Raw genomic sequence first — 14,902 nt, forward strand, 5'->3', positions numbered from 1 at the left:
CCAAGATCTGCGGTCCGGCGCCGTCAAATGTTGGCGAGGCGATGGCGGATCATCTCCAGCAACGCTTCCGCGGGTGGCGAAAGTGGAACGCCGCGCCTCGTGATCGCGCCGATCCGGCGCGTCAGGTCCACATCGGAAAAGGGCAGGCCAACAATATTCGCCGGCGACTGATGCATCGTGAGGCGGGGCAGCACCGTCAATGCGACGCCGGAGGCCACCAGCGCCATGGCCGTGGCGGCATTCTGTACCTCGAAGCGCCAGTCGATCTGCTTGCCGACATCGCCCAGCGAGTTTTCCACCAGCTGGCGATTTGTCGACTGGGTGCGAATCCGAACCATAGGCTCTCCCAGGAGATCGGACCTTGTTACGTGGTCTTGCCGGGCAAGCCGGTGCCCCTTGTTGACCAGCAGCACGTAAGGTTCGGTGCACAGAGGTTCTGCTTCGATATCCCACGGTGTTGCGCTGATGATGGTAATCCCGAACTCGGCCTCGCCCTCCTTCACCAGATCCATGACGTGACCGGTAGGTTGGTCGAGAAGCACGATCTGAAACCCTCGGTGAAGGTCTGCGAAGGCTCTCATCACGTCGGGCAGGTAATAGCCGGCTATGGTCGGCAAGCAGGCGAAGACCAGGCGCCGGCGTGCCTCGCGGCCACTCTCCCTCACTCCCTGGTAAAGGCCGGAAAGCGTCTCCAGATGGCGCCGCACGTCCGGCAGCAGCGCCTGGCCTGCCTTCGTCAGAGAGACGTCGTGAGAGGTCCTGATCAGGAGGCGTGTATTGAGATCCTCCTCGATCTTCCGGATGCGGTGACTGAGCGCCGTCTGGGTGACATTCAGCTTGGCCGCAGCCTTGGAGAAGCTTCCGAGTTCGGCCACCGCGATGAAGGCTTCCAGCCCCAGATAATCTACTCGCATTCCGCTACCCCGGTGCCGACGAAGAGCCACGTTCCCATAAGACATCGGATGCGGCAATTGCCGCCGACTTTGCAAAGGCGCAGATGAACCACCTGTTGAACTTTCTCATGCCGCCCACCGTGGAGCCGACGGCGGCCCTCGTCATGTTGGCAGCGAGCACGGCTGCATCCTTCATAACCATTGCGTTCGGAATCGGTGGCGGCGTTCTGCTGCTGGCCGTCATGGCGATCCTGGTCCCGCCGGCGGCGCTCATTCCGGTGCATGGCATCATCCAGTTCGGCTCCAATATCGGTCGCGTCGTCTTCATGTTCCGATATATCAGCTGGGCAAGCACATGGTCGTTCATGGCGGGGACCGTGGTCGGCGTGATCGCCGGCGGAGCGGCGGCGCCCAATCTGTCGCCGGCGGTCGTACAGATGGGCGTCGGGCTGTTCGTGCTCTGGTCGGTCTTCATGAAGCCGCCTCGCTGGCTCAGCCGCATTCCGCTGGTCACGGGTGTCGTCTCGAGCTTCCTGACCATGTTCTTCGGTGCCACAGGACCGTTCGTTGCGACGTTCACCAAGTCGCTGGCGCTTGACCGCCATCGCCACGTCGCAACGCACGGCGCCATGATGTCGGTGCAGCATCTCCTCAAGACGCTCATGCTGAGCTTTCTTGGCTTCGCATTCGCACCTTGGATTGGCTTCATTGGTGCGATGATCATCTGCGGTGCCATCGGAACCTTCCTCGGCAGGCTCATTCTCGACCGGATCTCGGACAGGCGGTTCCGGCTTGCACTCGACATCACGCTCGTCGTCCTATCGCTCCGCCTGATCTGGTCGGGGAGCTCCATGCTCTGAGCGGGCAGGCCGGCATCAGCCGGCCGTCTCCATCTCGCGCTTTTCCTTGGCGTAGCGAACGAGCGCCAGGAATCGGTAGATGCCGTGCATGAACTTGCCATACGGCATGGTGATGAAAAGGCTGAAGACGACGCCGAGATGCACCGCAAGCAGCATTCCCATGGCGGGTGTCGCCCGGAAGACCAGGAGCAGCAGGCCGGTCGCGCTCGTCAGGAACAGCATTGCGAGAAACGCGACGTCCATCCCCATCCGCGAATGATCAAGCAGAAGGGGATCACGCTGCCATTTCGCCTTGAGAAGTCCGATCGGCCCGATGATGAGGCCGATCCCGCCGACTGTCCCGAGGATGACCGGCAGGTCATACCAGAAGTAGGGAGCCTCCCGGCCAACGATGTAGTGGTAGACCGTCGCTACGGACGTAGCGGCAAAGCAGAGCATGAAGCCGTAGAAGGTCAGGTGATGGTAAAGCCGGCGCCGATCGGTGGGCTTGTCATCCTCGTTCACGCAACCGACGCCGCCCCCGTCGAGATAGCGCAGGGTACAAGCGTCCTTCATTGCCTGCCAGACTGAAGAGCCTTCCCGCAATGTCGCGGCGGGCTCGCCGATATCGCGCCAGAACAGCCGGATTCCCATTGCGATGGCGAAGAGCGCGTAAAGCGATGCCCCCAGGAAGATCAGGACCATCGTGTTGTGCGGCATCAGCCGGTAGAAGGCGCCCGGCCCGGTATGGACGCCGAACAGCACTTCGGGGTCAGTCCAGCCAACAAAGCCGATGATGAAGAGTGCTACCGAGACGGCTGCGATGATGCTGATCGCCAGCCCGTTGCGCTCGAACAGGCCAGCGAGCGGCCGAGGCCAAGCATAGGCCTGATAGCTGTCGCCACGGAGTTTTGCCAGCGTCTTCGGCACGTTGACATCGAATTCATGCGGAGGAGCGAACTGACAGTCGTGCAGGCAGGCACCGCAACTGTGGCAGAGGTTTGCCAGGTAGTTGAGGTCTCCGTCGGAAAAGGAACGGCGCATTTCCATGGCCGGAAAGACGGCGCAGAGACCTTCGCAGTACCGGCAGGAATTGCAGACCGTCATCAGCCGGTCGGCCTCGGCAAGGAGGGGGCTGGCATGAAGGGTCTCGGGTGCAGCGTGAATGTTCATGCGATCTCCATTGTGGCGGGCGCAGGTAGGTTGGCGCGCACCTCTGCGGCTGCTTCTCGGCCGGCTATGCGGCCAAACACGCTGCCGATCGTCATGCCGATACCGGCTGCATAGCCCTGGCCCAGCACATTGCCGGCCATAATCTCGCCCGCGGCAAACATGTTGGCGGCCGGCCTCCCGTCCGCCATCATCATCCGGGATTGCTCGTTCACCCGTACACCGAGATAGGTGAAAGTGATGCCGGGCCGCACGGGATACGCGTAAAAGGGTGCCTCCTCGATCCGTCGGGCCCAGTGTGTCTTGGGCGGAAAGAGGCCTTCCGTCCGGCAGTCATCGAGGCTCGTGTGGTCGAAGGTTCCGGGCTGCACTGCAGCGTTGAAGTCCGACACGGTCTTTTCAAGCGCGGACGCATCCACGCCCAGCTTGCCCGCGAGATCGGGGATGGTCATCGCCTTCACCGGCGGGAAGAGCGAGGGCATGAAGAGCTCAAGCGAGCGGGCGTCGAAGATGATGTAGGCGATCTGGTCGGGCTGCGCGGCGACAAGTCGTCCCCAGATCGCATAGCGTTTTGGCCAGACGTCCTCTCCCTCATCGTAGAAACGCTGCGCATCTCTGTTGACGACGATGCCGAACACCACGCAGTCGAGGCGGGTGATGATGCCGCCGTCATATTTCGGAGCACGGGCATCAATCGCGACGGCATGACACTGGGTCGGATCGCCGATCTGTTGCGCGCCGCTCTCGATCAGCATCTTGAGGACCGTGCCGCGATTATAAGGCGTGCCGCGAATGAGGAAGTTCTCGGCAATCTCGCCCCATCCTTCCTTCAGCCAGTCGATGTTCGCCTCGAAGCCGCCGGAGGCGGCCACGAATGCCTTGGCGGCGATCGACTGCCGCTGGCCGCGATGGAGAACGGTTGCGGAGCGGAAGCGTCCGTCGACGATGTCGAGATCGACAACCTCCGTGTCATACCGTACCTCGACACCCAGTTGCTCGGCCGTACGGTACAGGGCGTTCAACATTGCGCGGCCGCCGCCCAGGAAGAAGGAGTTGGTGCGTCCGAGGCTCAAGGTCCCCCCAAGGGACGGCTGGAAACGCACGCCCTGCTCGACGATCCAGTTCAGCATGTCCTTCGACTCGGCGATCATCATCCGAGCAAGTTTCTCGTCCGTCTTGCCGCCGGTCACCCGCAACAGGTCCTCGAAGAACTCTTCCTCGTAGTAGGGCCCCGAAAGTGTCTCTGTTGCGCTGTCGTGGGCGCAGCGCATGTTGCGCGTATGGCGGGTATTGCCGCCGCGGTAGAAGCGCGGTGCCGCCTCCACGACCAGCACGGATGCGCCGCCGCGCCGGGCGCTTATCGCCGCGCAAAGTGCTGCATTGCCGCCGCCGGCGATGAGGACGTCATAATCTCTAATCGTCATATCAAGCCACCATCTGTTCTAGCCGTCATTACTGCACACATTTGTATACAGTCAAGTGGCATGACGTGGTAGGAATGATGCGTTTCAACATGGTTTCTCGCCAGTGCCTCGCGGTGTAGAGATGGTACCGCACTTGCGCCTGGGCGGTTTCGTGCCAGCCTCCGCCCACGAGTTTCTTCCTCGGCGGAATTGAAGGGGTAAGGAGATGACTTCGACAAGGGCACAGGCGCCTCTTCGCCATCTTCTCGCTCTCGTCGGCTGGTCGGACGATCTGCTCCAGCGGCTGGTGATCGAGGAGAGGCCAAAGGTTCTTGCCACGCCCTGGCCGATCGGACCGGTGGCCGCAGCCGTGCTTGGTGCTGTGGGCATCGCTGCCTCCCGGATCCACGAGATACGTACCGGTGAGAAGCGGCAGGTGACTGTCGACACGCGAGCGGCGGAACTGGCGATGGCAAGTTCCAGCTATCTGCTCCTGAACGGGAAACCGGCAAAGCAGATGGAGCCTTTCACCGGCTTCTACCAGACTGCCGGTGGCCAGTGGGTCTATCTGCACGGCAACTTCCAGCACCTGCGCGAAGGCCTGATCAAAATGATTGGCGCGGGCGAGGATCCCTCAGACGTCCGGAGGGCCTTGCTGTTGTGGGAGGCGGAGGAAGTCGAGGCCGAAGCGATCCGCCGCGGCCTGTGCGCTGCCCGAGTGCGCAGCCGCGCGGAGTGCCTGGAGGACCCGCATTGCACTGCCATCAGTCGGCTTCCACCGATCCGGTTTGAAAAGCTCGCGTCCGTCCAAAAGCGGGAACTTGCCTCGGGTGGCAATGGACCGCTTGCGGGGCTGCGCATGCTCGACCTGTCGCGGGTAATTGCCGGGCCGATGGCAGGGCGGGCAATGGCGGAACATGGAGCAACCGTCATGCTCGTATCCAGCCCGAACCTGCCGTCGATCGTCCCGCTCGTCATCGATACAGGCTTTGGCAAGCGCTCGACCTTCATCGATCTCGATACGGTCCACGGGCGGGATCTGCTTCGCTCACTGGTACTGGACGCCGATGTATTCCTGGACGCCTATCGTCCTGGCGCGCTCGAGCTACGCGGCTTCGGCCCGCATGAACTCGCGAGGATGAAGCCGGGCCTCATCTCGGTTTCGATATCTGCCTTCGGTGGACCGGGCCCGTGGCAGGGAAGGCGGGGTTATGACACCCTGGTGCAGGCGACCACGGGCATGGCCTATCGGGAGAACCGCCAGCCGCGTCTTCTGCCGTGTCAGCCGCTCGACTATCTCACCGGCTATCTCTCTGCCTTTGCGGCTATGGTTGCGCTGATACGCGGCCACGAGGAGGGCGGGAGCTGGCATGCCAGTCTGTCCCTGGCAGCAACGGCGCAGTGGATGTGGTCGATGAGGGATGAAATCGGCGATGAAGAGCCCTATCCACCTGCCAACCCCGGTCCCGACCAAGTCTCGGACCTCCTGTGGCGACACGATACGGCGTTTGGTGAAGTCACTGCCCTTGCACCTGCGCTCCGTTTTGACGGCGAAGCGACGCGCTGGAGGCGGCCCCCCGTTCCATTGGGAAGCGACCCACCGGCCTGGCCCCGGGAGTGAAGCCTCTGAGGCTCAGGACCCGAATGTCACCGGTCAAGAACCCGGATTGGAAATGGCGAGCCGGACCTCGAGAGCGGCCTTGATGTGATGAACCGCAGCCTGTTCGGCGGCTTCCGCATCGCGGTTGCGGATTGCATCGAGAATGGCGACATGCTCCTTGGCTGCCGTCGCCGTCCTGCCTTCCTTGATGAACGTCGTGTCCGGCAACAGCGCAATCGTCTCCTGAAGGTCTTCGACCGCCTGGCGCAGATACCGGTTGCGGGCCGCATCATAAATCCTGGCATGGAACTGACGGTTCAGTTGCGCAGCAAGCTTTGGATCATCGGTCGCGGCGGCAAACTTCTCGTTGATCTGCGTGAGGTTGGCGATCTCGGCTTCGGTCGCATGCCAAGCTGCGAAGCGTGCCACGATCCCTTCCAGTTCTTCGCGCATGGCATAGAGCTCGAAGATCTGTTGCATGGAAAGAACCGCAACCGCCACGCCTCGGCTGGGGGCTGCCTCGAGCAGGCCCTTTTCCTGAAGTCGTCCGAGGGCTTCGCGGACAGGCGTCCGGCTGACGCCGAGTCTCATGGCGACTTCCTCCTCCCGGAGGGGGGCGCCCGGATGGTAAATTCCGTCGCGAATTGCCGCCAGGATCGCCTGGTACGTACTCTGTCCGCGCGTCCTTGAGGACAGTTCCTTGGGTTCGCTCATCGTTGCCTCTTTCTCCGATACCCTATTCGGCTACAGAATGATCGGACGGTTGTCCACGATGATCGCCGGCGGGGGGGTATCCCGCAGACGTCTACTTGCGTGCAGCACAGTCGGCTCTATTCTGACCAGCGAACACTAAATGGAAGTCGATGCCGTCATTGCCGAATTGCGAGGGTGGCGTCGCCAATCGACGCTACCGAAGACAGGGGGAACCCGGTACAGGATGAACATCCCAAGACCACTTTCCGGCAGTAGCCATTATGATCCTCTCCTTTCTTACCGCTCCCTTCAAAACCCTCGAGCGCTATGTATCCTTCGTGCAGCGGTTCAACAGCTATCAGTCGCGCGTGATGGACGAAGCGACCCTGCTGCGCATCCGGCGCGATCTGGGGCTGGAGGACGAATACCACCCGGCCGCGGAGGAGGTTCGGCATGCTGCCGTTCGATCCGGTAACGGCACGTCTCATCGTCGCCATAGCGCAGCACGGCTCCATCGGGCGGGCAGCGGAGCGTGAAAACATCGCCTCATCGGCCGTCAGCCGACGGCTGAGCGATATCGAGGCCCGCCTCGGTGTCGCACTCTTCGATCGATCGCTTCAGGGGGCTCGACTGACACCGGCGGGCGAAGTCTACGTGGCCGGTTGTCGCGATGTCCTGCGCAGGATCGAAGACCTCAACACCCAGATGTCGGATTTTGGAACGGCAGAACATGGGTGGCTTCGCCTCGCCTGCACCAGCTCGTCGCTGTCCGGGCGGCTTCCGGAACTGCTGGCACGCTATGCGGCGGCCCATCCCGGCGTCCGCCTCGACATCCAGGAAATGTCTGCACCAAACGCCCTTGCGGCAATCGACGATGGCCAGGCCGACATCGCGTTCGTTGCTGACAACAACGAGCTCACCCGTTTCGAAACCGGCGCTTTCGAGGACGATGACGTGCTCGTTCTCTGTTCGCCTGATCATCCGCTGGCGGCTCGACTGGGATCAGGTCGCCTAATTTCCTTCGACGAGGTTGCCGAGCACGAAGTCGTAGGCGTCCACCATTCGGGCGCGATGGACCGGCTGCTCAGCGCGGCTGCCGCCGCCACCGGACGCATCCTTGGGGAGCGCGTCAAGGTTGAGACTTTTCCGTCGCTGGTGAGAATGGTCGAGGCGGGATTCGGCATCGGTTTCATGCGCTCGACAAGCCTGCATCTCCTGGCCGGAACCGACGTCATCAGCGCCCGGCTCTCAGATGACTGGGCGCGCCGGAAACTCGTCCATGTGAGACGACCGGCAAGCCCGCTTTCCCAGCCGATCAAAGCGTTCCTGACGCTTGCGGCCGGGACGTACAGGAACACCGGCTAGCTCCACCTAGGTTGCTCGCGTCCTAGACATTATTTCTCATGGAACTGCTGACGTCGCCATGGGCGCCAGAGGGGCGCTGGACGAACATGCTGGACCGAAACTATCGACGGGCGTTTTCAAGCGCGGATGGCCACACGGTCGCTCTCCAGCGCTTGTACCAATGCTTGGGTAAAGGCGCGCGTGCCCAGTTGCCCTCCGAGATCCGTGGTACGCGTGGCGGGATCCGCAATCAGATGATCGACCGTTTCCTCGATGCTCGTGGCGGCATCGATGTAGCGCAGTTCGCCGCTCCTCTTGCCATGCCACTGCAGAAGCATTGCAGCGGACAGGATCATCGAGACCGGGTTGGCCCTGTCCTGTCCTGCGATATCCGGGGCAGAGCCATGCTGCGCCTGAGCGGCCGCATGATGTTCTCCGGCATTGAGCGAGCCAGCTAGACCCAGGCTGCCCGAGAGCTCCGACGCGAGATCGGAGAGGGTGTCGCCGTAGAAGTTCGTCGTGCAGATGACGTCGTAGCGACCGGCATCACGAACCAGAAGGGCTGCCATTGCATCGACCAGCACTTCCTCAAGCTCGACGTCCGGATATGCTGCCGCGACCTTTCGCACCTCCCGCAGGAACAACCCGTCCGTCAAGACGAATGCATTTGCCTTGTGGACGGCGGTGACCTTCTTGCGGCGCGTCCGTGCCAGGTCGAAGGAGGCGCGCGCGATCCGCTCGATCGCCTTGGCCGTCACCTTGCGCATCGAAATAGCCACGTCTTCGGTCGGCATGTATTCGCCACTCCCGGCATACATGTTGCGATCCGGGTACATGCCTTCCGTATTCTCGCGCATGATGACGAGGTCCATCTGGGTGCCCCGGTGGAAGACGCCTTGGCGCGTGCGGGCGGGACGAATGTTGGCGAAGAGATCAAGCCTGGTGCGGAATGCCGCGGAGACATTGATGCCGCCCTTCTCGCGCGGCGGATAATCCAGGTGCGAGATTGGCCCAAGCAGCGTTCCATCCACGCTTTTAGCCAGATCCATGATGCCGTCAGGAAGCGTGGTTCCGAACTTGCCAAGAGCGGCGAAGCCGATGTCACGGGTGAGATAGTCGAGGCCGAGCGCGAATTGCCGGTCGACGGCATCGAGCACCGCAAGCGTCGCATTGACGATTTCCGGGCCAATCCCGTCGCCCGGAAGAACAAGCAGCTTCATGCAGCGGTTCTCGTCTCGAGTATCCAGGAGGGGACGAAAACATGTCCCTCCATCAGCTTTCGAGCTGTTCGTATGACGCCGCCGCTGATGATGTCTATGCCGTTTCCATTGACCCGCGTCGTCATCGCCACGTCGATGAGGCCCGAGGGGTGCTCGATCCAGACGGTACAATCATCTCCGTCCGGCCGTTTTGCGATACCTTCAGCGACCGTGCCCGGGGCCATCACGCAGGAGGAAACGCAGAGCGCGCCAGTCACCGCAAAGGCCGCATGCGTCTTGTGCGGTACGAAGTAGCGTGCGGCAACACTGCCTCCGTTTCGCGGGGCGGCGAGCATGGCCATCTTGGGCACGACGCGTCCGGTGACGTCACCGAGCCCCATCCGGCGACCCGCATCGAGGCGCATCGCCTCCATACGTGCGAAGAAGGCGCGATCGGCATCGAGTTCGGCCGAGGATTCGTAGCCGGTCTTGCCGAGATCCATCGCGCGGAAGATCATCATCGGCACGGCGACGTCGATCAACGTCACACGCACGCCTTCGATCTCCTCCACGGGCAGCCCTGTCGGGAATAGGGCTCCGGTTTTTGAGCCGACGATATCCATGAAGTTGAGCCTTATCTCGGCAGCCGTCCCGGGGACCCCGTCGATCGCTGTCGCCCCCTCATAGTTGACCGCACCGTCCGACGTATCGACGATCGCCTCGATGCGGCTCTGGGTATTGACGTCGTAGATGACGACACTGGTCTTGTCGCCCTGGATGGGCACCATCCCAGTTTCGATCGCGAACGGACCTACGCCGGCGAGCATGTTGCCACATGACGGGGATGTGTCCACGATCGCCTGATCCACCGAGACCTGGGCAAAGAGATAGTCGACGTCGACACCCTCGCGACTCGATGGCCCCACCAGTGCAACCTTGCTGGTCAAAGTATCGGAACCGCCCAGACCGTCGATCTGTCGGGCATCGGGTGATCCCATGGCGGCGAGCAGAACCTGCGCCCGAACTTCGGCGTTCTGCGGGATATCGTCCATCCGAAAATAGGGTCCCTTGGAGGTGCCGCCGCGCATCAGCGTGCAGGGGATCGAGACCTGTCTGGGCATCGCTGCTCCTTTACATGCGATTGAGTGCATTTGTATACAATATGCGAGGGCGGAAATCTAGTCGTGAGAGCGGGGGCGCCCAAGTTTACCCGCGGCGCGATCATCTAGTGGTGTTGTGGCATGTTCATTTGGGGGCGTTAATCCCAACGCATCGGCGCTGGCTGTCAGGTGCCGATCGTCGAGGCGGTAAAAAGGGACGTCGGTGTGGCCAGCTTTGCCTGGCATGATACCGACACTGAGCAGGCGAATGCCATCATAAAGGAAGGTAAGGCAGATTCCGCTACTTGGGGGCGACGCATTTTCGTCAATCTTCGCTGGCCTTGGCGTGCAGCTGCTCCGACATTTCCTGACGTTGCATTACAGGGCCGTCGGTTTTCATATCTATTAAATCAAGCACGCGAAACTCAGAGACCAAAGCAGAGAATTCGCCCGACGACTGAATGTTACGGCCGTCCCGGTTGGCGAATGCAGGTTATCTCTGTGCGTCCCATTGCCACAAAGCTCACCGTGCTGTTTTCCGCGACTGACACGGGTAACAGCACGGATCAGGCCGTTTCTGGCAGGGCTGTTCAGCTCTCTGCCGACGCCGGACAAGGCTACGCGGCAGCCTCAAGGAAGGTCGCGCGGAGGTTATCGTTGATCTTCTCCAGGAAGGCGGTCGTCGAGAGCCACGGCTGGTCCGGGCCGATGAGCAGTGCCAGGTCCTTGGTCATGAAGCCGGATTCGACCGTCTCGATGCAGACGCGCTCGAGCGTTGCGGCGAAGCGTGCGAGTTCGGCATTGTCGTCCAGCTTGGCGCGGTGGGCGAGGCCCCGGGTCCATGCGAAGATGGAGGCGATCGAGTTGGTCGAGGTCTCCTGGCCCTTCTGGTGCTGGCGGTAGTGACGGGTGACGGTACCGTGCGCGGCTTCCGCCTCCACCGTCTGGCCATCCGGGGTCATCAGGACGGAGGTCATCAGGCCGAGCGACCCGAAGCCCTGCGCGACGATGTCGGACTGCACGTCGCCGTCGTAGTTCTTGCAGGCCCAGACATAGCCGCCGGACCACTTCAGGGCGGCCGCGACCATGTCGTCGATCAGGCGGTGCTCGTACCAGATCTTCTTGGCTTCGTACTGCGCCTTGAACTCGGCGTCGTAGATCTCCTGGAAGATGTCCTTGAAGCGGCCGTCATAGGCTTTCAGGATGGTGTTCTTCGTCGACAGGTAGCAGGGGACGCCGCGCATCAGGGCGTAGTTCAGCGAAGCGCGGGCAAAGTCACGGATCGAATCGTCGAGGTTGTACATCGCCATGGCGACGCCGGAAGACGGGGCGTCGAAGACGTCATGCTCGATCGTCTGGCCGTCCTCGCCGACGAACTTGATCGTCAGCTTGCCCTTGCCGGGGAACTTGAAGTCGGTGGCGCGGTACTGGTCGCCGAAGGCGTGGCGGCCGACGATGATCGGCTGCGTCCAGCCGGGCACAAGGCGCGGCACGTTCTTCATGATGATCGGCTCGCGGAAGATGACGCCGCCGAGGATATTGCGGATCGTGCCGTTCGGGCTCTTCCACATCTTCTTCAGCCCAAACTCCTCGACGCGGCCTTCGTCGGCCGTGATGGTCGCGCACTTGATGCCAACGCCATGCTTCTTGATCGCATGGGCAGCGTCAATCGTGATCTGGTCGTCCGTCTCATCTCGCTTCTGGATGCTCAGATCATAGTACTTAAGATCGATGTCCAGATAGGGGTAGATCAGCTTGTCCTTGATGAACTGCCAGATGATGCGGGTCATCTCGTCGCCGTCGAGTTCGACGACCGGATTGGCGACCTTGATCTTATGCATGTAGTCCTCCCAATGGTGACGGCCCTCCGCCGCCACGTGTTCAGCGCATGTCGCGCATGTGGCTTTCGACGCTGCGAAGATGACGCCGCATGGCGTCGGCTGCAGCTGCGCCGTCGCGATCCGCGATCGCTTCGACAATCTGTTCGTGTTCGGCAAAGCTGTGATGGTCCGCGGGCGGGCGAACGGGGGTCTGACGCAACCTGCCCCAGGTGACGGCCCGACGCACGGCGTTCAGCGTGTCGAGGAGCCCCAGCAGCAGTGAGTTCTGAGAGGCCTCGCCAATCGTACGGTGCAGGCGGTTGTCCCACTGCTCGTATTGCCGCCATGTCGGCGCCTGCTGTGCCTTGATCATGCAGTTGCGAATCTCGGCAATCTGAGCGCCCGTTGCATTGAGGGCAGCACAGCGCGTTACCTCAGGTTCGAATGCGATTCGTGCTCCCATGACCTCAAGCGGATTTGTGCGCTGGACCATGGCGTTGATGTCGGCAACCGTATCGATAGGGCGGTCACCAACGAAGGTACCCTTGCCGACATGTCGCCAGACCGTGCCTTCCGCCTGCAAGGTCGCGAGCGCCTTGCGCAGTACGGCGCGGCCGACATCCAGCGATTGAGCCAGCTCCCGCTCAGGCGGGAGGCGCCCATCGTCCGGTAGCTCTGCGGTGGCAAGGAAGCCCTTGAGCTTCGCCAGCACATCCATTTCCAAGTTTTGATCCATTTTCGAAACCAATATCCGAATTGGTTGATGGATAGCCGGCATGTGCTGCGGTGTCAATACGCAGAAGAGTTCTTGCTCAGACAGGTGTTGAAGTCATCTAAAATGCTGGGAAATAACGGTTTTTATATGAGAATTGTTGGGTTTCGCCTGTTTCTCACTCCACCCTGTAAAGGCTTCGGCGAAGAAATTGGTTGACATAAGTCCGCGTTAATAGATGATTGGTTTGCAATTGGGTTCTGGGGAGGGCCCAATAAAGGGAGGAACGAAATGAATATGTTTGCCAAGAAGATCCGGGCGTCGGTGTCTGCCGCCGCCCTCTGCTTTGCTGTTGCCGTGCCAGGCTTCGCCTGGGCAGATCCCATGCGCGTCGCCTTCGGCGACATCGCGACGGTGGAATCGCTTCATCTCCTTGCGGCCTTCGAGCGCGCCAAGGAAAAGGGCGTCGATGTCCAGATCACTTATCTGAAGAGCGAGGATATCGCAGCACAGGCAGTCGTCAGCGGCCAGGCCGATATTGGCGTGGGAGCGCCATATGCCCTGCTTCAGAAGGTGAAGGCGCCGATCCGCATTTTCATGCAGTTGAGCAAGCTACAGTTCTATCCGGTGGTCAACACCGAGTTCTACAAGGAATGGAAGGATCTCGACGGCCAGGAGGTCGCGGTCCATTCACGCGGATCCGGCACCGAGGCGATCATGCAGTTGATGGCCGAGAAAAACGGCATCAAGTATTCCAGCATCGCTTACGTTCCAGGCGCTGAAGTGCGCACGGGTGCACTGCTGCAGGGTAATGTGAAGGCGACGATCGTGGATTCGTCCGGAAAGCGCGTTCTGGAGGACAAGGCGCCCGGCAAGTTCGCGTTCCTGCCGCTCGGCGAGGTCGCCGCAACGGATGAGGCGCTCTTTGCAAACACGGACTATCTTACCGCCAATACCAAGGACGTGGAGATCCTGATCGAGGCGATCCTGACGACATGGCGGGAAGTCGCCGCGGATCCGAAGTCGGTCGCGGCGCTGAAGGAAAAGTACAATCTGCTTCCCGACGCTACACCGGAAATGGTGGCCGATATCGAGCCATATTTCACGGAGGCCGCGCCGAACATGCCGCTCAATGGAGGTGGGGAAGATGCTGCGCGCGATGATTTCGATTTCTACACGATCTCCGGGGCGCTTGAAGGAGAGGCGAAGGACCTGAAGGTTGAAGACTTCTGGGATCTTACCGCTCTCAACAATGTGCTCTCGAGGGTCGGTACAAAGTAAGATGCAGATGTCAATTTCGCCAGCAAAAATCGACAACGGGATCGGAGCCTCGCAAGAGGCTCCACCCACTACCGCCGAGATGATCCGGACATTCGCTGACGAGCGGCGTTCGTTCTGGATTGTCGTATCGCTCGCTGTACTCTTCGCTTCCTGGGAAGTCGCGGGACGGATCCCGATCAGCTTCGCATTTCCGACCTTTCTGGAAACCCTTTCTGCCTTCGGCGAGATGGTTGCGGACGGCAGCATGCACCGGGCCTACTTCCTGACACTCCAGCCGCTGGTCCTCGGTGTCGTGATTTCGGCGGCCGTCGGGATTGGTCTCGGCGTCGCAATGGGCCTTTCCGACAAGGCGGAGTGGCTGCTGGCGCCTGTGTTCATCGTGCTCCAGGCGGCCCCGATGGCCGCGCTCGTTCCGCTTGTCACCTTCGTCTACGGGATCGGCCTGACGGCGAAGACGCTGGCGGTCATCATGCTGGCGCTACCGGTCATCGTGCTGAACTCCTACAAGGCCGTGCGGCACGTCAATCCCTCGCTGGTGGACATGTGCCGCTCCTTCCAGGGCTCGCGCATGCAGCAGATCTTCAAGATCATCATTCCCGACGCATCTCCGGTTCTGTTTGCTGGCCTTCGCCTCGGCATTGCCGCAGGCTTCATCGGGGTGATGCTGGCAGAGCTGCTGATCACGCCAACGGGTATCGGCGACCTCATCACCTATCACCGTTCGGTGGCCAACTATGCCCACATGTATGCGGCAGTTGCTTCGATCATTGCTGTCTCGACATTGACGCTTGCGGGCCTGCAATACGTGGAAATCCACCTGCTGCGTCCTGAGAAGAGGAGAAAGTGAC

Annotated in this window: 13 protein-coding genes; 5 read left to right on the forward strand and 8 right to left on the reverse strand. The window is 61.3% G+C overall.

Annotation, left to right across the window (positions count from 1 at the left end):
- Window positions 1-23 precede the first annotated feature (23 nt).
- The gene (locus tag NT26_RS03295; RefSeq protein WP_052637349.1) at window positions 24-914 is read right to left on the reverse strand and encodes a LysR family transcriptional regulator; all 891 of its coding nucleotides are present in this window, start codon (window positions 912-914) and stop codon (window positions 24-26) included.
- Between the two features lie 83 nt (window positions 915-997).
- On the opposite strand from NT26_RS03295, the gene NT26_RS03300 reads away from it, so the two are divergent.
- Window positions 998-1,753, forward strand: coding sequence for a sulfite exporter TauE/SafE family protein (locus NT26_RS03300; protein WP_052637350.1), 756 nt, complete (start codon window positions 998-1,000; stop codon window positions 1,751-1,753).
- Window positions 1,754-1,768: 15 nt separating this feature from the next.
- Here NT26_RS03300 and tcuB read toward each other — a convergent pair whose 3' ends face one another.
- Window positions 1,769-2,905, reverse strand: a complete 1,137-nt coding sequence (gene tcuB, locus NT26_RS03305; protein ID WP_052637351.1) for a tricarballylate utilization 4Fe-4S protein TcuB — start codon at window positions 2,903-2,905, stop codon at window positions 1,769-1,771.
- Window positions 2,902-4,326, reverse strand: coding sequence for an FAD-dependent tricarballylate dehydrogenase TcuA (gene tcuA / locus NT26_RS03310; RefSeq protein WP_052637352.1), 1,425 nt, complete (start codon window positions 4,324-4,326; stop codon window positions 2,902-2,904). The genes tcuB and tcuA overlap by 4 nt, the downstream gene beginning before the upstream one ends.
- A 205-nt stretch (window positions 4,327-4,531) precedes the next feature.
- On the opposite strand from tcuA, the gene NT26_RS03315 reads away from it, so the two are divergent.
- A complete protein-coding gene (locus NT26_RS03315; RefSeq protein ID WP_052637353.1) occupies window positions 4,532-5,926 on the forward strand; it encodes a CoA transferase in 1,395 nt (464 codons plus the stop codon).
- 33 nt (window positions 5,927-5,959) lie between these two features.
- Here the strand turns inward: NT26_RS03315 and NT26_RS03320 are convergent, their stop codons facing one another.
- Entirely contained in the window at window positions 5,960-6,619 is a 660-nt protein-coding gene (locus tag NT26_RS03320; RefSeq protein ID WP_052637354.1) for a GntR family transcriptional regulator, read from the reverse strand.
- A gap of 432 nt (window positions 6,620-7,051) precedes the next feature.
- Here NT26_RS03320 and NT26_RS03330 point away from each other — a divergent pair, with 432 nt between their 5' ends.
- Window positions 7,052-7,963: a LysR family transcriptional regulator gene (locus NT26_RS03330; protein WP_052637356.1), complete on the forward strand. Its 912-nt coding sequence runs from the start codon at window positions 7,052-7,054 to the stop codon at window positions 7,961-7,963.
- Between the two features lie 116 nt (window positions 7,964-8,079).
- On the opposite strand, the gene NT26_RS03335 is transcribed toward NT26_RS03330, so the two are convergent.
- The 4 genes from NT26_RS03335 to NT26_RS03350 form a co-directional block, all read right to left on the reverse strand.
- Entirely contained in the window at window positions 8,080-9,162 is a 1,083-nt protein-coding gene (locus tag NT26_RS03335; RefSeq protein ID WP_052637357.1) for an isocitrate/isopropylmalate dehydrogenase family protein, read from the reverse strand.
- A complete protein-coding gene (locus NT26_RS03340; RefSeq protein ID WP_052637358.1) occupies window positions 9,159-10,262 on the reverse strand; it encodes a 4-oxalomesaconate tautomerase in 1,104 nt (367 codons plus the stop codon). The genes NT26_RS03335 and NT26_RS03340 overlap by 4 nt, the downstream gene beginning before the upstream one ends.
- Before the next feature lie 596 nt (window positions 10,263-10,858).
- The gene (locus tag NT26_RS03345; protein ID WP_052637359.1) at window positions 10,859-12,082 is read right to left on the reverse strand and encodes an NADP-dependent isocitrate dehydrogenase; all 1,224 of its coding nucleotides are present in this window, start codon (window positions 12,080-12,082) and stop codon (window positions 10,859-10,861) included.
- A 40-nt stretch (window positions 12,083-12,122) separates the two neighbouring features.
- Window positions 12,123-12,797, reverse strand: coding sequence for a FadR/GntR family transcriptional regulator (locus tag NT26_RS03350; RefSeq protein ID WP_052637360.1), 675 nt, complete (start codon window positions 12,795-12,797; stop codon window positions 12,123-12,125).
- Between the two features lie 267 nt (window positions 12,798-13,064).
- Between NT26_RS03350 and NT26_RS03355 the strand changes: the two genes are divergently transcribed.
- Both NT26_RS03355 and NT26_RS03360 read left to right on the forward strand, forming a co-directional pair.
- Entirely contained in the window at window positions 13,065-14,054 is a 990-nt protein-coding gene (locus NT26_RS03355; protein WP_052637361.1) for an ABC transporter substrate-binding protein, read from the forward strand.
- 79 nt (window positions 14,055-14,133) lie between these two features.
- On the forward strand, window positions 14,134-14,901 hold the full coding sequence (locus NT26_RS03360; protein WP_425287746.1) for an ABC transporter permease: 768 nt from the start codon (window positions 14,134-14,136) through the stop codon (window positions 14,899-14,901).
- Window position 14,902 lies beyond the last annotated feature (1 nt).

Source organism: Pseudorhizobium banfieldiae, from assembly GCF_000967425.1.
In the GTDB taxonomy this organism is placed as follows: Bacteria; Pseudomonadota; Alphaproteobacteria; order Rhizobiales; family Rhizobiaceae; genus Neorhizobium; species Neorhizobium banfieldiae.